This window comes from Asaia siamensis (assembly GCF_014635085.1).
Classification (GTDB): Bacteria; Pseudomonadota; Alphaproteobacteria; order Acetobacterales; family Acetobacteraceae; genus Asaia; species Asaia siamensis.
Genome location: NZ_BMCH01000003.1, coordinates 144,223 through 164,443, shown reverse-complemented (window position 1 = coordinate 164,443; position 20,221 = coordinate 144,223). Strand labels below are relative to the sequence as shown.

General features: G+C 61.1%; 17 protein-coding genes and 1 tRNA gene. 12 read left to right on the top strand and 6 right to left on the bottom strand.

The window, feature by feature from the left end:
- The first annotated feature begins 112 nt into the window (after positions 1-112).
- From IEV53_RS06570 to IEV53_RS06555, 4 genes are all read left to right on the top strand, one after another.
- The gene (locus IEV53_RS06570; protein WP_188426005.1) at positions 113-427 is read left to right on the top strand and encodes a DMT family transporter; all 315 of its coding nucleotides are present in this window, start codon (positions 113-115) and stop codon (positions 425-427) included.
- Between the two features lie 241 nt (positions 428-668).
- Positions 669-809 (top strand): hypothetical protein, encoded by a 141-nt coding sequence (locus IEV53_RS06565; RefSeq protein WP_188426004.1) that lies wholly within the window; start codon positions 669-671, stop codon positions 807-809.
- 514 nt (positions 810-1,323) lie between these two features.
- The gene (locus IEV53_RS06560; protein WP_188426309.1) at positions 1,324-1,581 is read left to right on the top strand and encodes a hypothetical protein; all 258 of its coding nucleotides are present in this window, start codon (positions 1,324-1,326) and stop codon (positions 1,579-1,581) included.
- A gap of 101 nt (positions 1,582-1,682) precedes the next feature.
- Positions 1,683-2,057 carry a GlcG/HbpS family heme-binding protein gene (locus tag IEV53_RS06555; RefSeq protein WP_188426003.1) on the top strand — a complete coding sequence of 125 codons (375 nt, stop codon included), beginning with the start codon at positions 1,683-1,685 and terminating at the stop codon, positions 2,055-2,057.
- Between the two features lie 196 nt (positions 2,058-2,253).
- On the opposite strand, the gene IEV53_RS06550 is transcribed toward IEV53_RS06555, so the two are convergent.
- Positions 2,254-2,330: transfer RNA gene (locus tag IEV53_RS06550), tRNA-Arg, on the bottom strand.
- Positions 2,331-2,466: 136 nt separating this feature from the next.
- A complete protein-coding gene (locus IEV53_RS06545; protein ID WP_188426002.1) occupies positions 2,467-3,450 on the bottom strand; it encodes an alpha/beta fold hydrolase in 984 nt (327 codons plus the stop codon).
- Between the two features lie 190 nt (positions 3,451-3,640).
- On the opposite strand from IEV53_RS06545, the gene polA reads away from it, so the two are divergent.
- From polA to IEV53_RS06530, 3 genes are read left to right on the top strand one after another with little or no spacing between them, the layout of a single operon-like run.
- Entirely contained in the window at positions 3,641-6,376 is a 2,736-nt protein-coding gene (polA, locus tag IEV53_RS06540) for a DNA polymerase I (protein WP_188426001.1), read from the top strand.
- A 3-nt stretch (positions 6,377-6,379) separates the two neighbouring features.
- Positions 6,380-7,006: an SCO family protein gene (locus IEV53_RS06535; RefSeq protein WP_188426000.1), complete on the top strand. Its 627-nt coding sequence runs from the start codon at positions 6,380-6,382 to the stop codon at positions 7,004-7,006.
- Complete coding sequence (locus IEV53_RS06530; protein ID WP_188425999.1) at positions 7,007-8,707, top strand: ABC transporter substrate-binding protein; 1,701 nt, start codon at positions 7,007-7,009, stop codon at positions 8,705-8,707.
- A gap of 10 nt (positions 8,708-8,717) precedes the next feature.
- Here the strand turns inward: IEV53_RS06530 and IEV53_RS06525 are convergent, their stop codons facing one another.
- On the bottom strand, positions 8,718-9,437 hold the full coding sequence (locus tag IEV53_RS06525) for an acyltransferase family protein (RefSeq protein ID WP_188425998.1): 720 nt from the start codon (positions 9,435-9,437) through the stop codon (positions 8,718-8,720).
- Positions 9,438-9,729: 292 nt separating this feature from the next.
- On the opposite strand from IEV53_RS06525, the gene IEV53_RS06520 reads away from it, so the two are divergent.
- Positions 9,730-10,095 carry a hypothetical protein gene (locus IEV53_RS06520; RefSeq protein WP_188425997.1) on the top strand — a complete coding sequence of 122 codons (366 nt, stop codon included), beginning with the start codon at positions 9,730-9,732 and terminating at the stop codon, positions 10,093-10,095.
- Positions 10,096-10,374: 279 nt separating this feature from the next.
- Here the strand turns inward: IEV53_RS06520 and purD are convergent, their stop codons facing one another.
- The gene (purD, locus tag IEV53_RS06515; RefSeq protein WP_188425996.1) at positions 10,375-11,631 is read right to left on the bottom strand and encodes a phosphoribosylamine--glycine ligase; all 1,257 of its coding nucleotides are present in this window, start codon (positions 11,629-11,631) and stop codon (positions 10,375-10,377) included.
- A 58-nt stretch (positions 11,632-11,689) separates the two neighbouring features.
- Between purD and xseA the strand changes: the two genes are divergently transcribed.
- Together xseA and IEV53_RS06505 are read left to right on the top strand one after the other, a co-directional pair.
- Entirely contained in the window at positions 11,690-13,129 is a 1,440-nt protein-coding gene (gene xseA / locus IEV53_RS06510) for an exodeoxyribonuclease VII large subunit (protein WP_188425995.1), read from the top strand.
- On the top strand, positions 13,126-13,491 hold the full coding sequence (locus tag IEV53_RS06505; RefSeq protein WP_188425994.1) for a hypothetical protein: 366 nt from the start codon (positions 13,126-13,128) through the stop codon (positions 13,489-13,491). The genes xseA and IEV53_RS06505 overlap by 4 nt, the downstream gene beginning before the upstream one ends.
- 8 nt (positions 13,492-13,499) lie before the next feature.
- Here IEV53_RS06505 and IEV53_RS06500 read toward each other — a convergent pair whose 3' ends face one another.
- A complete protein-coding gene (locus IEV53_RS06500) occupies positions 13,500-14,486 on the bottom strand; it encodes an alpha/beta hydrolase family protein (protein WP_188425993.1) in 987 nt (328 codons plus the stop codon).
- Positions 14,487-14,695: 209 nt separating this feature from the next.
- On the opposite strand from IEV53_RS06500, the gene IEV53_RS06495 reads away from it, so the two are divergent.
- The gene (locus IEV53_RS06495; protein WP_188425992.1) at positions 14,696-15,484 is read left to right on the top strand and encodes a LytTR family DNA-binding domain-containing protein; all 789 of its coding nucleotides are present in this window, start codon (positions 14,696-14,698) and stop codon (positions 15,482-15,484) included.
- 395 nt (positions 15,485-15,879) lie between these two features.
- Here the strand turns inward: IEV53_RS06495 and IEV53_RS06490 are convergent, their stop codons facing one another.
- On the bottom strand, positions 15,880-18,735 hold the full coding sequence (locus IEV53_RS06490) for an Rne/Rng family ribonuclease (RefSeq protein ID WP_188425991.1): 2,856 nt from the start codon (positions 18,733-18,735) through the stop codon (positions 15,880-15,882).
- A gap of 554 nt (positions 18,736-19,289) precedes the next feature.
- Here IEV53_RS06490 and IEV53_RS06485 point away from each other — a divergent pair.
- Complete coding sequence (locus IEV53_RS06485) at positions 19,290-20,129, top strand: N-acetylmuramoyl-L-alanine amidase family protein (protein ID WP_188426275.1); 840 nt, start codon at positions 19,290-19,292, stop codon at positions 20,127-20,129.
- The last annotated feature ends 92 nt before the right edge of the window (positions 20,130-20,221 follow it).

Below are 20,221 nucleotides of genomic sequence, written 5' to 3'. Positions count from 1 at the left end.
TTGCAGTCTAAAGCCTCACGCGCTATATCAGGCGGGCAGAGACGACGTTCCTGCCTCCAGTGGAGTTTCAAGACCAGGACGGCCCGGCGGAACCCGATTTATGGAGGCCGTCATGGCGTGGGTCGTGCTTTTTCTTGCAGGTTTGAGTGAAATCGTCTGGGCGTCTGCCATGAAGCAGTCGGCTGGATTTACACGTCTCGTCCCGAGCGTGGTGACTGTATCAGGCATGGCTGTCAGCGTCGCGCTTCTCGCCTGGGCTATGAAAACCCTGCCGCTAGGCACAGCCTATATGATCTGGACCGGCATTGGTGCCCTGGGCGCCTTTCTGGTCGGTGTTGCCTTTTTAGGCGAGGCCCTCAGTCCTGCGCGTGTCCTGGCGGCCCTGCTGATTGTCATGGGCCTAGCGTTGATGAAATTCGCAAGCTGATGCCGGACTTGCCTTGCTGGTACCGGGATAGGCGGACTCATTGGACACGTTATCGGCGATAAAACGTTTGTTGATCGTCCCCTCTCATGGCGAAGCCTCATCTTTCATGACTGCGGAGGAGAAATACCCCTTGCCCCCTCGGGACGGCTTTCAGGGATGTGCATCAGTCCCTCGCTGTAAGGTGCGGCAGGGGGGCAGAGCGATACGGCCGGTCTCAGTGACGGCAATCAAGGCGGGGGCAGTGTCAGCCGATACGAATGCGACGGCGCTGGATGGCGTTTCACAGCAGATTTTCAGCTATACGGCGCATATCCTGACCACGCAGGATACGCCCGCACCCGGCGCGTATAGCGATACAATCGTGATCGATAACCAGTTCTGAGATAATCCGACCCGGATGCGGGTCCTTATCCGTCATTCTGTTCCGATACGACACGCTGGGGCGGTCTTTGTTACAGTCCCTTTCGCTTCGTTCCTCGTGCGGATCGAGCGTGCCTGTCATAGGGCGGTGTAGGAAACTTCAGAACGGGGTTGCGCCATTCAATGACACGCCGGATGACCTTATCCGCTCTCTTCCTGCTTTTCGTGGCATTGCCCTCGGGAGCGGCCCGCGCGCAGAGTGGTACGGTATATAACGGGCAGGTCTATGCTGCTGCCCCTTCCGCTGGTGCTGTCGACGGAGCATCGCCCGACGGAGAGGATTCCAGCCAGCGCTGCCGACGGCCGCCGCGGGGGTATCGCCCTCCGTCACCCCCGGGAAATGGATATGACGGGCCTCCTCCGGATGGTGATGACAGACGCGGTCCACCGTTTGGCGAAGGGCCTCATGGAAGACCACCCCATGGTTGCCGTCCGCCGCCACCCCCGCCAGGAGAAGGACCGGGGGAACGATGAACATGGCTAGTGGAAAGAGGCTGCGGGTTCATGCTTCAGTAAGCCGCTACGTGTCGCTGTGTTTTTGCCTGGCGCTCATCCTGTCGGGCTGTGCGCAGCGCACCCAGCCCGATATGGACGTCAATGGAACATCTGATGAATCGGGGCAGAGTGACAGGATGCAGCAGGGCAGGGCGGGTGGTGGCCTTTCCGGTGGCAGCATCTGGCCTGAAATCGCCCGCACGGCCCTTCAGACGGGCATGGGTTTTCTTCATCACTGACCGGGTCGAGGGCGTATAAATAGTTTTAAACTCCCGCTAATCGCCCGGCTCAGATTTTCAGCGTTATACTCTTGGCGATCATTGCTGAGAGAGGTTTCCCCATGCAGCTCACCCTGGCTTTGGACTATATCGACAAGGCGCTTCATCTTGCCCGCGAGCGTGGCGTGCCTGTCGCTGTGGCGGTTGTTGACGCAGCCGGCCATCTGGTCGCTTTCAAGAAAGATGACGGCACCCAGCTTGGCAGCATCGAACTGGCGCTGCTCAAGGCCAGAACCTCTGCTTTGTTCCTGCGCCCAACCGAAGCCATGGAAACCGCGCTTCATGCGGGCAAAACAATGATCGCCACCCTGCCGAACATGCTCCCCGCAGGAGGCGGCGTTCCGATTGTCCTGAACGGTGCTGTCATCGGCGCCCTTGGCCTGAGCGGCGGCGAAGGCGAGACGGATGCCCGACTGGCTGAGGCGGCTGTTCGCTAGTTCCGACTACTTCCCGACAGAGCAGAACGGGCATGGAGCTTGTGGTGCCTTGCCCCTCTCGCCTGGGCTTAACAATCGCGCATCTCAACAACCAGCGCGTGCCAACGCCCTGCAGGCTACCGGTGACATGTCTCGCCCACAATGCAGAGTCACCCGGAAAGCCGCTGTCAGAGCTGGCACTGAATTTTCAAGGAAATGGCGGACCCGAAAGGATTCGAACCTTCGACCTTCGCCTTCGGAGGGCGACGCTCTATCCAGCTGAGCTACGGGTCCCGCTGGATTGCTTCATAGCCAGAATTCGGAAAACGCGCCAGTCCCAAAATCTGCATCGCCGATATTCCCCTTCAAGGGTTTCCAGAGGGCGGCGGCTCTTCTGAGGGCGCGGGACAGCGTCCCGCATACCCGGGCGTCAGGGCGCGAAATGTTCTGGATCGCCAGCCATCCATGCCGCTGCCGCCACGTCGCCGCCAGAAGGTAAAAGCTTGTCGGGTGTCAGCACCCAGGACGCGATATCTCCCGTGGCGTTGCGCCCGTTACGGTCGCGCAGAAGCAGATGATGCCCGCCCGGTATCAGATCGCGACGGGCCGAATGCGGCAGTTGTTTCCAGAAAGTGGCCATGGGCGGGGCAGGGATCATCTGGTCCTGATCGCCATAGAGCACGAGCAGGGGAAGGCGCACGCGCGGGGCGGCATCCTGCCCGCAGGCCATCAGCTGCACGAGGCCGCGCAAGGTATCAAGCCGAAAGCCGTGCATGGTGAGCGGGTCGAAATAGAGGCGCCTCAGGGCTGCCAGATTATTGGTGGCGATATGCTCGCCCGGTACATGCGCGCCGGTGAAAACCCAATCGGGCGCGATGATATCCAGCCCTCCGAGCACAAGCCGCGAGAGCGGATCGAAACGCCAGATAGCGGGAGAAATCAGGATGACACCGCTGATTGTGTCTGGTGGTGGGGCGGTGGCCAGCAGGGTCGCGACGGAACCACCCATGCTCTCACCCATGATATAGAGCGGGATGCCGGGGTTTCGGGCATGCACCCATATCGCCTCTTCACGGGCATCCTGCACCATGCGTGCCGTGCTGCTCCAGGCGCCACGGCTGCGCGTTTCGCCAAAGCCACGCAGATCGGGAGCCATGGTCTCTATGCCCGCAGCAGCCAGCTGGGGGGCCGAAAACTCCCAGGCGTCGCGACTATCGCCAAAACCATGCAGGGCCAGAATGACGGCGCGGGGCCGACCGATTGCGGGCCAGACGCGCATGGGCGCGATATCCCCGTCGGAAAGGGCAAGATGCAGCGTGGCAGGAATGAGCGCTGCTTCCTGCAAGCGGGGTTGCGGTGCCCTCGCCGGTTTGGGAGAGGCGCACGCGACGAGCAGCGACAGACCGAAAACCATCGCGAAGCTGCGCCATGAACTGGGCCTGAATGCGCGGCAGCGGTTTGAATGCGGACGGAACTCTCGTATCATTGGCAGAGTATTGCGTCCTCCGGGCGCGCTGGCCAGAGCGCGGTAACAAAGACTGCTTTCAGGCCAGACCCATTCAGGAGACGCGCTTCTTGTTGACCTCATTCCGATCGGTTGCCGCATGAGCACTACGCCCCATCTCGTTCTCGTCGATGGCTCGGGCTTCATTTTCCGTGCCTTTCATGCGCTGCCCCCCATGAGCAGCCCTGAAGGCGTGCCGGTCAATGCAGTGTTCGGCTTCACCAACATGCTTCAACGCCTGCTGCGCGATCATGTCGGCACGCATCTGGCCGTGATTTTCGATGCGGGGCGTCATACCTTCCGCAACGAGATCTATCCGCAATACAAGGCTCACCGCCCCGAGGCGCCCGAAGACCTGCGCCCGCAGTTTTCGCTCATTCGCGACGCGACAAAAGCGTTCAACGTGCCCATGATCGAATTGCCGGGTTTCGAAGCGGATGACCTGATTGCGTCCTATGCCGACATCATTGAAAAAACAGGCGGTCGCTGTACCATCGTGTCGTCAGACAAGGATCTGATGCAGCTCGTGACAGAGCGTGTGTCCCTGCTCGATCCGATCAAGCAGAAGCCGATCAGGTCAGAAGAGGTCGAAGCCAAGTTCGGCGTGGCGCCTGATCGTGTGATCGACGTCCAGGCGCTTATGGGCGACCCCACCGATAACGTGCCTGGCGTGCCCGGAATCGGCCCGAAGGGGGCCGCGCAACTCGTTCAGGAATTCGGCGATCTCGAAGCCATTCTGGCTGCTGCGCCGACCATGAAAAAGTCCAAGCGCCAGCAATCGCTCATCGATCATGCCGAGGCTGCCCGTATCTCGCTCAAACTGGTCACCCTCGCGCGTGATGTCCCGCTGCCAGAGCCCGTCGAGGCTCTCGGATGCCGTGAGCCTGAAGGCGCGGTGCTGCGGGATTTCCTTGAAAAGATGGGGTTCCATTCGGTTATCCAGCGCATGGGTCTCGGGGCGCTCGCCACACCGCGTGCCCAGGCCACGCCAGAGCCGGTGGCTGAAGGCGACAAGCCCTATGGTCCCTATGAGACCATTCAGTCTCTAGAAACGCTCGAAACCTGGATCGCGCGTGCGCGCAAGACCGGCTATTTCGCGTTCGATACCGAAACGGACAGTCTGAATGCCCGTCAGGCCACGCTGATTGGTCTTTCTCTGGCAACGGCACCGGGCGAGGCCGCCTATGTCCCGCTGCGCCATGAGGGCACGCTGGAGCATCCTGCTGGCGGGCAGCTTGAAGTGGAAGCGGTCCTTGATGCCCTGCGTCCTCTTCTGGCTGATGAATCGGTGCTGAAGATCTTCCAGAACGCCAAATACGACCTGCTTGTTCTGGCTCATGCAGGCATCGACACCATCACCCCCGTCGATGACACGATGCTTATTTCCTACGCCCAGTCGGCAGGGGAACATGGTCAGGGCATGGATGAGCTGTCACGGCTGCATCTGGCGCATGACCCTATCTCCTATGACAGCGTGACGGGCACAGGACGCAATCGCGTGCCTTTCGCCCAGGTGCCGATTGCGCGCGCCACGGAATATGCGGCCGAAGACGCCGATGTGACGCTGCGCCTGTGGCTCGCGCTCAAACCGGCCTTGCGCGAGCGTCAGGCCCTGGCGCTGTATGAGACGATGGAGCGCCCGCTCATCGCGATCCTGAAGGAGATGGAGCAGGCAGGTGTGAAGCTCGATGCCGCCGAACTGCGCCGCATGTCGGCGGATTTCGGCAGCCGCATGGCCGAGATGGAAATCGAGATCCATCAGCTTGCCGGGCGCAGCTTCAATCTCGGTTCGCCCAAGCAGCTTGGTGAAATCCTGTTCGACGAGATGAATCTGCCGGGCGGCAAGCGCACCAAGGCCGGTGCCTGGGGTACGGATTCTTCCGTGTTGCAGGAGCTTGCCGATGCCGGGCACGATCTGCCTGCACGCATTCTGTCCTGGCGTCAGCTGGCCAAGCTGAAATCGACCTATGCCGATGCGCTGGTGCAGCAGATGGATGCCCGCACCCATCGCGTTCATACCTCGTTTCAGATGGCCATTACCACGACCGGGCGCCTTTCATCGAACGACCCCAATCTGCAGAATATCCCCATCCGCACCGAAGAAGGTGGCCGCATCCGCCGCGCCTTCATTGCCGAGGAAGGCTATGTGCTGGTCTCTGCCGATTACTCCCAGATCGAGTTGCGCCTGCTCGCCGAGGTGGCCGATATCGGCCCGCTGAAGGAAGCCTTCACGCTGGGGCAGGATATTCATGCCCGTACGGCATCAGAAGTATTCAACCTGCCGCTTGAAGGCATGGACCCGCTGACCCGTCGCCGCGCGAAGGCCATCAATTTCGGCATCATCTATGGCATTTCCGCTTTCGGTCTGGCGCGTCAGCTCGGCATTCCGGCAGGAGAGGCCCGTCGTTACATCGACGCCTATTTCGCCCGCTATCCCGGTATCCGTGACTACATGGACCGCACCAAGGACGACGCCAAGCGCGACGGCTATGTCACAACACCGCTGGGGCGCCGCTGCTACGTGCCCGGCATCAATGAGAAGAATGGCGCCCGACGCGGCTATGCCGAGCGTCAGGCCATCAACGCGCCGCTTCAGGGCGGGGCGGCCGATATCATCAAACGCGCCATGGTGCGCCTGGGCGCGCGCTTGCCACAGACTGGGCTGGACGCCAGAATGCTGCTCCAGGTGCATGACGAGTTGCTGTTCGAGGTCCGTGCCGATCAGGCCGAAGCTCTGGCAGAATTCGTACGCACCGAAATGGAACAAGCCGCGACACTGAGTGTGCCGCTGGTTGTGGAAACAGGTATTGGCGCAAACTGGGCGGAAGCACATTAAACAATGAACAACAGCAAAACTTCCCGTACGAGATGGACTGCCCCGCGCATTGCCGTTGTCGTTCTCATTCTCGCGGCTGCCCTGAGCTGGAGCGGCTATCGTCTCTCCGTCAAATTCGGGGGAAGCGTCTCGACGCAGGGCAATGAGATCGGTGGCAGTTATCGCCTCGTGGCGCTGGGTGAGGGCAACGTCACCGAAGGCGACTTCAGGGGAAGCTGGGTCATGGTCTGGTTTTTCGACACGCATTGCCCGAAGACACTCTGCGGCCCTGTGCTGAAATCCATGAGCGATGCCAAGAAGGCGCTGGCGAGCGAGGGGATCAAGACGGCCCCTCTGGCAATTACCCTAGACCCGCTGCATGACGAGTCTGAAGAACTCAAGAAATATGCCCTGACGCTGGGTGATCATGTGGTGCCGCTCACGGGCTCACCGAGCATGATCGAACAGGTGGCGAAAGAATTCCACGCTCCCAATGAGCTCGTGAAAGGCGATGACGGTACAAGCTATCACGTGCCTGCCCCGCGTATCGTGATCATGGACCCTCAGGGGCGCTATGCCGGGACCATTGAGTCCACGGCGGGCACAGAGGCGCTCGTGACAGGCATTCATCAGTTCGCGCATCGTGGCTGAATGAGCGCGCGGCGTTTCCGGTTTTCGGGCAGAAGCGGCGCGGTCTTTCTCGCCGCCTCGCTGTCGGTTGTCTCTGCCGGAAATGCGCTCGCCGAGCCTGACCCGGCAAACGGGCGCACTACTGGCAGCCCGCATCGTGGCGGCACTTTGCATCTGACCGCCGATGCGTCCGGGGGCACGCTCGACCCACAGATCAATTATACCAGCGAATATATCCAGCTTTTCGTGAACATGTATGACGGGCTGGTGACCTATCGCCAGGCCGATGGCGCGAAGGGGCTCGAGGTCGTGCCCGATCTGGCGGAGGCCCTGCCGGAAGTCAGCGCCGACGGGCTGGTCTGGGTGTTTACCCTGCGTGAAGGGCTGCGTTTTTCCAATGGCGCGCGCGTCACGGTCGAAGATGTCGTCGCATCGCTCAAACGCCTCTATCGCGTTGGCAGCCCGACAGCGTCTTCGTTTTATGGTGCGATCATCGGCGCCAAAGCCTGCCTGACCGATCCGGCCCATTGCGCGCTCGAAGGGGTCAGTGCCGATGCGGTGACACGCCGCATCACGATCCGTCTTAGCGCCCCCGATGGTGAATTTCTGCAAAAACTCGCTTTTCCCCATGCGGTCATTCTGCCCGCAGGGGTCCCACCGACCGAGTCAGCCCTTACGCCCTTGCCGGGTACTGGTCCCTATCGCATCACGCATTACGATCCGTCGCATCAGCTCGTGATCGAGCGCAATCCGTATTTCCATGTGTGGAATCCTCAGGCCCAGAGCGAGGGTTATGTTGATCGCTTGGTCTATGATTTCGGTCTGTCAGACGAGGCAGAGGTCACTGCGGTCGAGCAGGGGCAGTATGATTCCATGCTCGATGCCAAACCTCAGGACAGGCTGGGCGAACTTGGCGCGCGCTATACCGATCAGGTCCATCTGCAACCACTGCTCGGTCTCTATTATCTCGCGCTTAATGTGCACGAAGCCCCTTTTGACTCGCTGGAGGTACGACAGGCGATCAATCATGCGGTCGATCGCCATGCCATGGCCATTCTCTATGGCGGCAGTGCAATTGCTGAGCCGCTCTGCCAGATCGTGCCGTATGGTATTGCGGGCGCGGATATTCCCTGTCGCTTCGGTCAGATAGACCCATCAGGCGCGTGGCAAGGGCCGGACATGGATCGTGCCCGCGCACTCATTCGCAAGAGCGGTCAGGCGGGGCGGCGCGTCACGCTGATCGTGCCCAATCAGGCAATCGGTCTGGGTATGGGGGTCTATCTGCGCAACATGCTGCAGAGCCTCGGCTTTGTCGCGAGCGTAAGGCCCATGACGCCGGAAACGGCAGAAGGTTATGCGCGCAATTCGGATAATCATGTCCAGATCAGTCTGTCCTATTGGTACGCCGATTATCCGTCGCCCTCGACCTTTCTCGACGCGCTTTTGGGCTGTGACAATGCCCGGCTGCACACCGAAAGCGCGACCAATGCCAGTGGCTTCTGCTATCCGCCTTTGCAATCGCTGATGGAGCGCGCACGCAAAAGCCTCGATCCTGAACTGACCAGATCACTGTGGGAGCAGGCCGGAATCATGGCGATGGACCAGAGCGCGCTCGTTCCGCTCATCCAGATGCGTTATGTCGATTTCGTTTCGAAGCGCCTCGGCAATTACCATTATTCGCTGCTCAACCACATGCTGCTCTCGCAGATCTGGGTGCAGTGAAAAAACCGCTTTAAGAACCCGCAGGAGAGGCGCGCCAGCGGGCGAAACCAGCGAGCAGCAGCCGGTCGAGCGGACGCGAATAGACGCGCTCGACAATGCTGCCCAGCGCAAAAGCCACAAGCAGAACCGGCAGGAACAGCACCCAGCCCCAACGGGCGGGGAGAGCCAGACCATGCGCTATCCCCACAACCGGCAAAATGACAAACATATGGGTCAGGTAGATTTCATAGCTGCGTTGCCCCCAGCTACGTAACCATAGCGTTCCCTTTTGCGTTGTCCGGGCGCCCCAGCCACGGGCAAAAGCCCAGACGGCAAGGGCGATGGCGCTGTTGAAGAAAAGCGCTGTTCCCCAGGATAGAACTGGCCAGATCAGCCCGCCCCAGAACAGGTAGGCAGTCATTCCTGCCAGCCCGCCCCATCCGGCCAGAGCCGTGAGGAGGCCGTGCTCATTGCGCGGCGCATGGTGCAGGAGAAGGGCTGCAACGATGCCTGTTGCAATGGCACAGACACCCGGTCCATAGGCTTTTTCCTGCCAGATTTCGGATGCGTGGCGTAAAGACCAGTCGCACCAAGGGGCAGCGAGCGCGAGCGCAATGGCGCAGAGCAGCAGACCGTGGCGTTGCCTGCCCAGCATAAGGCAGAGAAACGGAAACACGACATAAAAGGCTTCCTCTACCGAAAGCGACCAGAGCACGTCCCAGCATGCCGCGCAGGCAATCGATACCGTCATTGCGCCGGATGACTTTGCTTGGCGCATCGCGACCAGTGGCAACAATACTGGAATTCATGAAAATGTAGATGCCTTGACCGGAAAGAACCAGTCATTTCTTGCGCGCAATCATGGCTTCAGCATGGCTGGGCAGCACATCATCCATCGTCAGGAGGAGGCACGAGGACGGATGAGCACTGGCGGGTGAATCTGTTTCCGTAACATCAAAACAACGTGAAAAGTGTTTTATATAACAGGTTTGATGTTACTCTGGCCATGTCGTCGATTCCATCGCGACGACACGGAGAACAGGATGATGCAGCCAACGCTCATGGCGGTGTTCGACACCGCCCGTCATGCCCAGATCGCTGTCGATGACCTTCTGGTGTGCGACATTCCGTCAGAATCAATTCATCAATACCGGCTGGCCATGGGGGTCGAGCCGGATTCTGCCATAACGCTCGAAAACGAGGTCCATCGACCTTTCGGGGCCTGGGCATGGCTTATCAATGACCACCCCCCACCGGCAGCGCTTCGTCGACAGCAGGCAGCGCTCTACCGTGAGAGCCAGAGCCGCAACGAGCCAATGGTCGTGACGATTGCCGTCTCGACGCTGACAGAAAGCCGGATCAGGAAAATTCTTGGAGATCACGCCCCCCTTCGCGTGACCATGCATTAACGCCTTGCCGGGCCGTGAGAAAACCTCGAACGGCCTGAACTTGTCGGATCATTCAAGCAGGTTCTCGCTGATTGTGAGGCGAGAACAACCCCTCTGAGGAGAAGTCACATGCGGACACGTCGCCTGAGAAAGAAAGCCAAATGGACCCGTCGCAACCTGAGCCCCAGAGCATTGTCCAAATAACCGGCGCGCCCGTTTTCCTGCGGGCGAGCCAGACAAGAAAGTGCCTTTGCCGCGCCTGTCATGCCACAGACGCGGCTTTTGGTTGCCGGCCTGATATCAGAGGCCGATATCGCGCCTGAAAATGCCGTCTTCCCATTCGATAGCCGCAACGCCTTCATAGGCACGCGCGCGGGCCTGTACTGCGGTTTCGGCCTTGGCGCATACGGTCAGAACGCGTCCGCCAGAGGCGACGAGCACGCCGTCACGCAAGGCTGTGCCTGCCTGAAAGACCGAAACGCCGGGCACGGCTTCGGCGCGCTCGATGCCACGAATGGCGCCGCCCTTGACCGGTGTGCCCGGATAGCCGCGTGCGGCAAGAACGATCGATATCGAGGCCTCGTCGGTAAAGCGGATCGACGCATTATCGAGCCGTCCTTCCGCAAGCGCCTTGAGAACCGGCAGAAGGTCGGAGTCGAGACGGATCAGCAGCGCCTGCGCCTCCGGATCGCCGAAACGCACATTATATTCGATCAGCTTCGGGCCTGCGTCGGTCAGCATCAGCCCGGCGAAAATGATTCCGCGAAATGGCGTGCCGCGACGGACCATCTCGGCCAGCATCGGGCGTACCATGATATCGAGCGCCTGTTCCTGCGCCTCACGGTCGAAATGGGGCGGCGGTGAAATCGCGCCCATACCTCCGGTATTCGGCCCGGTATCCCCTTCACCGATACGCTTGTGATCGCGCGCCGCACCGATCAGCACAGCCTCGCTATCCGAGCAGAACGCGAAGAGCGAGACTTCCTGACCGACGAGGCATTCCTCGATCACGATGCTGGCGCCAGCTTCGCCAAAGCTGCGATCGGTCAGAATATCAATGATCGCAGCCTCGGCCTCTTCGAGCGTCTGGGCCACAATCACCCCTTTGCCCGCAGCCAGACCATCGGCCTTGATCACGATAGGCGCACCGCGGCGGCGAACGAAAGCGAGGGCAGGCTCGGCTTCCTCAAACCGTTCCCAGCGCGCAGTCGGGATGCCCGCGGCGTCGGCGACATCCTTGGTAAAGCTCTTGCTGCCCTCAAGCGCACTGGCCGCCTGGCTCGGGCCCGCGCAGGCAATACCTGCCTCGATGCAAAGATCGGTCAGCCCGGCGACGAGCGGCGCTTCCGGGCCGGGCACGACGAGATCGATTCGCTGCTCTTTTGCAAAGGCGACAAGGGCCGCGACATCATCGGCGGCAATCGGCACCAGCGTACCGAGGGGCGCCATACCCGGATTACCGGGGGCGATGAACAGCGCCTCAAGCTCGGGAGAGCGGGAGAGGCAGGCCGCCAGAGCATGTTCGCGTCCGCCTGATCCGACAAGTAACACCCGCATCGTCATTCTTCCTGTTCTGACTGGTCGTAGCCCGCGTTCCGTAGCATAGACTGCGCTCATGAGCGAAAACGATCAGAGCGCGAGCGGCAACGTTCCCGAATATTCGGTCAGTGAAATCTCGGGGGCGATCAAGCGCATCCTCGAGGGCAGCTTTGGCCGCGTGCGCGTGCGTGGCGAGATTACCGAGCTCAAACGCTATCCGTCGGGCCATGTCTATCTTTCGCTGAAAGATCAGGGCGGCAAGATTTCCGGTGTCATCTGGCGCGGGTCAGTCTCACGTCTCGGCATCGTGCCTGAGAATGGCATCGAGGTGATCGCCACCGGGCGTGTCTCGGCCTATGGCGATCGCTCAAGCTATCAGCTCGTCATCGACCAGATGAGCTTTGCCGGTGAGGGCGCGCTTCTCGCAAAAATCGAGAAACTGCGGCAGAAGCTTCTGGCAGAGGGGCTTTTCGACCCCGAGCGCAAAAAGAAAATTCCGTTCCTCCCGGAGCTGATCGGCCTCGTGACGTCGAGCCGTGGCGCCGTGCTGCACGACATCCTGACCACGCTTTCGCGTCGTTTCCCGCGTTCGGTGCTGGTGTGGCCCGTCGCGGTGCAGGGTGAGGGGGCAGCGGACCAGATTGCCTCGGCCATTGCCGGGTTTTCGACCCTGCCGCAAAGGCCCGATCTGCTGATCGTGGCGCGTGGTGGCGGCTCCCTCGAAGACCTGATGGCCTTCAATGAGGAAAATGTGCTGCGCGCCGTCGCAGCCTGCCCCATACCGCTCATCTCTGCGGTGGGTCATGAAACCGATACGACCCTCATCGACTATGTTTCCGACCAGCGCGCGCCCACGCCCACAGCGGCCGCCGAGATGGCGGTGCCTTTGCGCTCGGAGATGATTGCCGATCTCGCGCATCGTGGCGCGCGTCTGGCCGGGGGGCTGTCGCGCCATTTGCAACTGGCCCGGGCGCACACCGAGCAGGTGACAGCAAGACTGCCCGATCTGCCGAGCCTGCTCGACACCGCCCGTTTCAGACTCGATGAACGCGGCCAGCGTCTGGAGCTTGCCCTGCCGATGGTGGCTTCGCGCGCACGACAGAAACTGATGGGGCTCGAAGCGCGGATGCCCTCTGCTGCCCATTTTCTGGGGCAGAAACAGGCCGGGCTCGGTCTGGCCAGCGCTGCCTTGGCCGCAGGAATACGGCACAGAATGCAGCAGGAGCGGGCTGGCTTTGTGCATGCAAGGCTCGGCACCGAGACGCTCATCGCCCGTATCGGGCTTGATCGCGCAAGATTAACCGGCATTGCCGGTCGGCTTGAGGCGGTTTCACCAGAGGCCGTCTTGGCGCGAGGCTATGCCTTGGTGCAGGATGCTCGCGGAAAACCGGTGACGACAGCCTCTGGGCGACCACGCGGCGGCGCAATTACCCTGCGCTTTGCCGATGGCACCCGTCAGGGACGGCTCGACCCTCTGGGTACGGAAAAGGAAGAACAGGGGGATCTCGGGTTATGAACCGTTTCTATCGCACCGGCCTTGGCGCCGGATTTCTGGGCCTTGCCCTGCTCTCAGGCTGCGCCGAACCCAGCCAGCCCCAGCCTGTGGCACAGGTGCCCACCCGCCAGCCCCCGCAGGATTTTGCGCCGGGCATGACGACTGAGACGCCGCCAGCCAATGAGGCGCAACTGACCAATGATCCTTCCGCGCCGACCAACACGCCCCTTTGTGGCGCGGTGCAGCAGGAAACCAACCGCATGGGCGGACAGGTCTTTCCTGACGGGATCAGCTCTGGCAGCACCTGCCCGCAAAACGCCTGTTTCAACCCTCTGACAGGCACCTATATTGCGGCAACGGGCGCGCCGAGCGTCTGCCGCTAGGGCGTCTGTCATCCGCCTGACCGGGGCGAGGCAGGCAGCGTCTCGTTGAAGAATGCCACCAGTGCCGCGTTGAACCGCTCATGAAAGCGGGTCCGGTCGAATGAGGCTGCGCTTTGACAGATCGGAAGCGTCTCAAGGCCGGGGCGGCAGGGTGCAAGAAAATCGAAATGTCCTGCCCCTTCCACGAGATGGATTGCGGGATGGCCGGGCAAGGCATCGCGCACGGGTTCGACCGAGCCGGGTTCGGGCAGGATACGATCATTCTGTGCCTGCCATAGCTGGATCGGCTGACGCAGTCCTGCCAATGCCTGAGGACTCATTGTGAAGCCGAGAGCCGGTGCTGCGATGACGGCAGCCCTGATGCGTCGATCGGTCAGATGGGGCAGAGGGCCATTTATCGGTGTTTTCTGGTGGGCAATCATCGCGCATGTAAAACTGTCTGGATGCGCTGCGCACCATGGCGTCAGGCGTGAAAGGTCCGGCTTCGCGCCCAGCGCAAGCAACACTGTCAATCCGCCCGCCGAAAAGCCGAAAGCCCCGATCCTGTTGCTGTCCAGCTTCGCGGCCCCAGACCATTGCGACAGCACATAATCGAGCGCTGCACTGAGAGCATGCGTTCTGCCGGACAGGTCGGTGACACGTGACTGATCGCGCCAGTTATCCCCCGGTTCGGTGAGTGCCACCACCACATAGCCAGAAGCAGCCAGTTGCGTGGCGGTATCGAGATGGCTCGTCCAGGACCCACCTGTGCCGTGAGAAATGACGATCAGCGGTCTATGTTGTCCCGTGAGGGGACCGTCAGCGATGCAGTCCTGCTCATAGGGGCCGAGGTTCTGGTGCGTGACTGTGCCGGTGCTCGGATACCATAGGCCAAGCTCAAGCCCGTCATGTGTCACGATATGCTGGCAACCGACTGGAGCGCCCAGAGCCTGATCTGAGATGATGGGTATGGTAAGAAGCGAGAGGCATAAAACGAGGCGGGACAAGGGCGACATCGTGGCTGGACTCCTGAGAGGGGAATGCCCAGAAAACCTCTGGAGACGCTGATGCCCAGCGTCATTTCGCGAATGGGCGAGTGGGCATATCCGTATGCGGCGCAGCGGCGTCTCCCTGCAGGCGCAGGACATTCATTTCGTAAGAGGGCGTTGATTTGCATCAGGCTGCGCAGAATGAGACAGCTCACCCACAGGAAGCGTTCAGGCGCTTGCCCGGGCGCGGCTTTGTGCTCAGGAGTGCCCTGATCGTCGTGGCGGTCGGTATCTTTCTGGGGCTGCTCGGCCCCTATGGCAGCTATCTCAATCCGGGTCTGGTTGCGCGTATCCTTTACTGGTCATGCTGCGCGCTTATCGGCCTTGGTCTTTATGCCGGCCCGGTTTTGCTGATGCGCCGCCTCGGGGTCGCATGGCATGGCCTAAAATTCTGGGTCGGCATGACCGGCCTCGTGATGGTGTTGAGCTTGCTTCAGACACTGATCACGCGTGATCTGGCTCTGTCGGTCTGGCCGGGTCTGTCGTCCCGTCTGCCGGGATGGGGGCAATGGTATGGGCAGGTCCTGCTGATCGCCTGGCCGTCTGTCGTGCTCGTGACGCTTGCCCTTCGCTATCGAAACAGGTCAGCTGCTATCGCAGAGGTGGCTGTAGGGCAGGGCGTCCCGGCATTGGTCGGGAATGAGACACCACCCATCAGGCTTGCCGACGACTATCCGCGACCGGAGACGATTTTCGCCCTGCAGATGGAAGACCATTACATACGCTGCCATCAGCGCGAGGGGTCACGTCTGGTACACGGCGTATTTCGCGAGGCGCTGTTGCGTCAGTCAGGCTGTGCTGGTCTGCAGGTCCATCGTTCATGGTGGGTGGCCCGCAAGGCCGTTGCTGGATGGGAAGGAACACCACGGGCGCTGCGTCTTATCCTTATCAATGGCGATCGCGTTCCTGTCTCACGCGCGCATGTGGCGAAACTGCGCGAAGCTGGCTGGCTCGAAACGCCCTGAACACCGGGCGGTAAGGCTCTCTGGTTGTCTGGAGTTGGTACCCGGTCGATCTGATCGCCCGTCAGTCAGGGAGACTTCCTTAGGCAACGCCAGATGATGATCCTGACCGCGTGACAACGATGATGACGTGCATCGCTCCAGTGATGAGAGAAATGGGCTGCCCTGGAAAAATCCTTCCTCAACCGGGTCAGGCGCTTGCGGAGATTTCGCTCTTGCGCGGAAAAAACAGCCCGGCAGCGCAGATCGCATTTCTGAAGCAGGGGGAGCAGGCGGCTGGTCACGTTTGACGGGCACAAGGCAGGGTATTCTGCCTGTCTCGGCGGTGATCGTGCATAAAAAAACGGGGCGGTGTGAGCCGCCCCGTTTTTCATGCACTCAGATGAGCCGCGTTGGGATCAACGCTTCCACCAGCCTGTGCGCGGCTTGGCCGGAGCAACGTCATCGACATTGATCGGCTGCACCACAGGCTCTTCAGCCTTCGGCTTGGCCTTAGCTGCGCGCGTCCTGGCAGCAGGGGCCTTGGCTTCGGTTGCCGGAGCAGCTGCGGCCTCTTCTGCCTTGCGCGACGTGCGGCCACGACGGGGCTTCGGGGCTTCGGGCTCGCTCACCACGGCAGTCGGGGCGAGCTGAGCGGCTGCCGATTCACCTGATGCTTCGGCGATCTCGGCTGCTACCGGTGTCTTGCGCGGGCGACCGCGACGACGGGGAGCAGGCTTGTCCTGATCGGCCTCGGCAACAGCAACCGGTTCCGGCACGGGGGCTGCGTCGATAGCGGTCGGCTCAGTAGGAGCAGGTTCCGCGATTTCGGCAGCCACAGGCTTGCGACGAGGGCGCGAACGGCTCTTGCGACCCTCATTCTCGACGCCATGACGCGAGGTTTCTGCCTGTGCAGCGACCGGTGCTGCAACGGCGGAGCCCTCTGCCTCGTCTTTGGGCTCGACCGCGAGGGTCGGCTTCGGCTCGTTGTTGAGGGCAGATGGCGCACCCAGACGCGATTCAGCCTGTTCGATCATGTCGAAAATGTCGAACGACCCGCCACCGAACGGATTGGCAGGTGTCGGTCCCACCCAGCGGTTTTCATGCCGCTCGGCAGGTGTACGACGCTCGTCGTTATGACGCGCCTCGCGAGCCGGCTCTGCCTGGGGGCGTTCAGCCTGAGCGCGCTCATTCTGGCCGCGCTCGTCACGTGACACGCGACGTGTGCGCATCCGGCGGCGTCCGGGAACGATCAGGGCTTCAGCATCGCTGCTTCCCTGCGCTTCCCAAGTGCTTTCTTCAGCGGCGGCCTCGTGCGGTGCTTCTTCACCCTCATCGTTGGCACCGTTATCCGACGCATTCTGGGTATCGCGTGTGTCGTCCGAACGACGGCCATTGCGACGACGACGGCGACGGCGACGGCGGCCACCATCTTCCCTCGTTCCCTCTTCACGCGGTGCGGCGTCGCGGGTTTCTTCTGCCTCTACGACATTGTCGAAACCCTGTTCGATCTCGTCATCCTGCGTGACGGTTTCGACCGAAGGCGTTGGGGCTTCGATTTCGTGCCTCTGGGCAGGGCGTGCTTCGGCAGGAACCTGCGGACGCAGGCGCTCTATACGCAGATCGGCAGGCGTCAGGCTGTCATCCGGCTGGAATGACACATGCATGCGATGACGCTGTTCGATTTCGCCCAGCCACTCGCGCTTGTTGTTGAGGATATAGAGCGCGGTGCCCGAGGTGATGTGAACGCAGATCTCGGCAGCCTTCTGCTTCAGACCCTCTTCGTCAACCGCACGCAGAACGTGCAGGGCAGCACTCTCGACGCCGCGCACATGGCCAGTGCCCTGGCAATGCGGGCAGGGAACCAGAACGGCTTCTGCAATCGAAGGACGCAGACGCTGGCGCGACATTTCCAGCAGGCCGAAATGCGAGATCTGGCCGATCTGGATGCGGGCGCGATCGCTGCGCAGCGCATCCTTGAGGCGCTTCTCGACCATGGAATTATGCTTGCGGCTTTCCATGTCGATGAAGTCGATGACGACCAGACCGGCAAGGTCACGCAGGCGCAGCTGACGGGCGACTTCTTCAGCAGCTTCGAGGTTGGTCCGGACTGCCGTATCCTCGATATTGCGCTGGCCCGTCGAGCGGCCGGAGTTCACATCGATAGAGACGAGCGCTTCGGTCTGGTTGATGACCAGATAGCCGCCGGATTTGAGCTGGGCCGTGGGCGAGGCGATCGCGTCGAGATGACCCTCGACATGATAACGACCAAACAGGCTCTGGCTCTGGTCGCGCCAGAGTTTCACCTTGTTGGCGTTATGCGGCATCAGAAGACGCATGAATTCACGTGCGTTCTTCCAGGCCGGTTCGCCATCAATGATGATTTCTTCGATATCCTTGCTGAACAGGTCGCGAATAGCGCGCTTGATCAGATTGGCTTCTTCGTAAATCAGCGTGGGGGCGACAGAAGACAGCGTGTGGTTGCGGATATCGTCCCAGAGCTGCAGCAGATACTCGCAGTCGCGGGTGATTTCTGGCCCCGGGCGCTGGGCGCCAGCGGTGCGCACGATCATGGCCATGCCACGCGGCAGGTCGAGCTCGGCGATGATGTCGCGCAGGCGCTTGCGATCGCTGTCCGACGTGATCTTGCGCGATACGCCGCCGCCACGCAGGGCGTTGGGCATCAGAACGCAATAGCGGCCCGCGAGCGATACATAGGTGGTGAGCGCCGCACCCTTGTTGCCGCGCTCTTCCTTGACGACCTGAACCAGCAGGATCTGGCGGCGGCGGATGACTTCCTGGATCTTGTAATTGCGCAGGAAGCGGGCCGTGCGACGGGCGGCTGCGCCTTCATCGCCCGTATCATGCTCACCGCCGACTGTTTCGGGGCGGGCTTCGAACTCGGCCTGATCGCCAGCTTCTGCCGTCTCGGTCTCGTCGCCGCTCTGGCTGTCGCTTTCGCTCTCGACACGCTCATCGGCGCGGAGATCCTCGTCCTGAAGGGCGAGCAGCTTTTCACGATCGGCGACCGGGATCTGGAAGTAATCCGGGTGGATTTCGCTGAAAGCCAGGAAGCCATGGCGATTGCCGCCGTAATCGACGAAAGCGGCCTGAAGGCTCGGCTCGACCCGGATTACCTTGGCGAGGTAGATATTGCCCTTGATCTGCTTCTTGGACGATGTTTCGATATCATAATCTTCGAGACGATCACCATCCATGACCACCACGCGGGTTTCTTCCGCGTGAGTGGTGTCGATCAGCATACGCTTGTTCATTTAAAGGAAAACTCCGGTCGGCCCTTGTCACGCCCGGTCTCAGGCCCTGTGCAGACACAGTGGCTGTTCCGGCGCGCGCGGCAGAATGTCGAGGACGTTTGAAAGAAAAGGAGCCATCAGACCAGCGCTCGCGGAACAGCGTCGGAACCCGGGCATCACCCGATCCGGTAGTTTTCCACAAAACGAGACTGGCAGATTTCATGCGGCCCCAGCGAGTTGTCATCTGCGTCACTGGCTCGAAGACTGACCTCTCTTACAGTCCTGCGGCATGGGCCAGCGGAAGGGAGGGGGCTCTTGCAAACCATGATGACACGTGAAGCACGGCATAAAACGGGAGCGGCGGGTTGAAGAGCTAAGCCCTGTCATTGATGCCGGATCGACCGTTTCGCAATTCTTCTCCCGCAGGATGACCGAAAAACCCGCCTCGTGCAAGACTCGCAGCCCTGCCATGTTGACACCGCATTGTGATGCCAGAAAATGGCCAGTCTTCGCAGTTTCCCTGCTCTCCTTGCAAGGTCGCCGTCATGTCCTTCTCTCAACCGACACGCCGTCAGATGAGCCATCTGATTGGCAGCGCTGTAGCGACGGCCACGCTTCTGCCCTGTTCGGCGGCCCTGGCAACGTCGAGGCACAAAAAGGGACATGCTCTGGCGCCCGGTAAGGCACCAGCAATCACAGGCAAGGCGGCGCAGACCAAGCCTGTGATCATGCTCGACCCCGGTCATGGCGGTAAGGACCCCGGTGCCATCGGGGTGAGCGGTACTTATGAAAAGCATATTGCCGCGGCCGCAGCGAAAGAGCTCTATCGCCAGATCAAGGCCGCCGGGCGCTATGATGTCGTCATGACGCGCGCAGATGATCATTTCATTCCGCTGGAGGGGCGTGTCGATCTTGCCCATCGGCACAAGGCACAGCTCTTCATATCCATGCATGCCGACGCGCTGCATGATCCTGATGTGCGTGGCGCAAGCGTTTACACCCTCTCCAACGGGGCTTCCGATGCCCAGACCGCCTCGCTTGCCCAGACGGAGAACAGTGCCGACCGTTTCGCCGGGCCTGCCTTTCACGGCATGTCGTCAGAGGTTCAGGATATTCTCGCCAGTCTTGTTCATGAAGAAACGCGTCGTGGCTCCGCCCATATGGCGGCCAGTGTCGTCTCTGCCTTTCAGCCACGTATCGGCCTGCTGCGTCATCCCGCCAGGCACGCGGCGTTCGTGGTGCTGAAATCGGCTGATATCCCCTCGGTGCTCGTCGAAATGGGTTTCATGTCCAATCGTCATGATGAGGCTGCCCTGCGTCAGGGGGCGTATCGGCAACAGGTCGCCAGCGCCATGAATGCTGCAATCGATCGTTATTTTCAGGGTGCAGGCACGAATATTGCGCGATCGGGCTAGAAAATCGTCTGGTTCCGCTAGGCAAGGGGCTGGTTTGTGCAGTAAGACGAGTTCCATGATTATCTCGGCCCCCTCTTTTGGCATCTCGCGTT

Coding starts and splice junctions, on each gene's coding strand:
- IEV53_RS06570 (WP_188426005.1), top strand. CDS start 113: ATGGCGTGGGTCGTGCTTTTTCTTGCAGGTTTGAGTGAAATCGTCTGG.
- IEV53_RS06560 (WP_188426309.1), top strand. CDS start 1,324: ATGGCTAGTGGAAAGAGGCTGCGGGTTCATGCTTCAGTAAGCCGCTAC.
- IEV53_RS06555 (WP_188426003.1), top strand. CDS start 1,683: ATGCAGCTCACCCTGGCTTTGGACTATATCGACAAGGCGCTTCATCTT.
- IEV53_RS06545 (WP_188426002.1), bottom strand. CDS start 3,450: ATGGTTTTCGGTCTGTCGCTGCTCGTCGCGTGCGCCTCTCCCAAACCG.
- polA (WP_188426001.1), top strand. CDS start 3,641: ATGAGCACTACGCCCCATCTCGTTCTCGTCGATGGCTCGGGCTTCATT.
- IEV53_RS06535 (WP_188426000.1), top strand. CDS start 6,380: ATGAACAACAGCAAAACTTCCCGTACGAGATGGACTGCCCCGCGCATT.
- IEV53_RS06530 (WP_188425999.1), top strand. CDS start 7,007: ATGAGCGCGCGGCGTTTCCGGTTTTCGGGCAGAAGCGGCGCGGTCTTT.
- IEV53_RS06525 (WP_188425998.1), bottom strand. CDS start 9,437: ATGACGGTATCGATTGCCTGCGCGGCATGCTGGGACGTGCTCTGGTCG.
- IEV53_RS06520 (WP_188425997.1), top strand. CDS start 9,730: ATGATGCAGCCAACGCTCATGGCGGTGTTCGACACCGCCCGTCATGCC.
- purD (WP_188425996.1), bottom strand. CDS start 11,631: ATGCGGGTGTTACTTGTCGGATCAGGCGGACGCGAACATGCTCTGGCG.
- xseA (WP_188425995.1), top strand. CDS start 11,690: ATGAGCGAAAACGATCAGAGCGCGAGCGGCAACGTTCCCGAATATTCG.
- IEV53_RS06505 (WP_188425994.1), top strand. CDS start 13,126: ATGAACCGTTTCTATCGCACCGGCCTTGGCGCCGGATTTCTGGGCCTT.
- IEV53_RS06500 (WP_188425993.1), bottom strand. CDS start 14,486: ATGTCGCCCTTGTCCCGCCTCGTTTTATGCCTCTCGCTTCTTACCATA.
- IEV53_RS06490 (WP_188425991.1), bottom strand. CDS start 18,735: ATGAACAAGCGTATGCTGATCGACACCACTCACGCGGAAGAAACCCGC.
- IEV53_RS06485 (WP_188426275.1), top strand. CDS start 19,290: ATGAGCCATCTGATTGGCAGCGCTGTAGCGACGGCCACGCTTCTGCCC.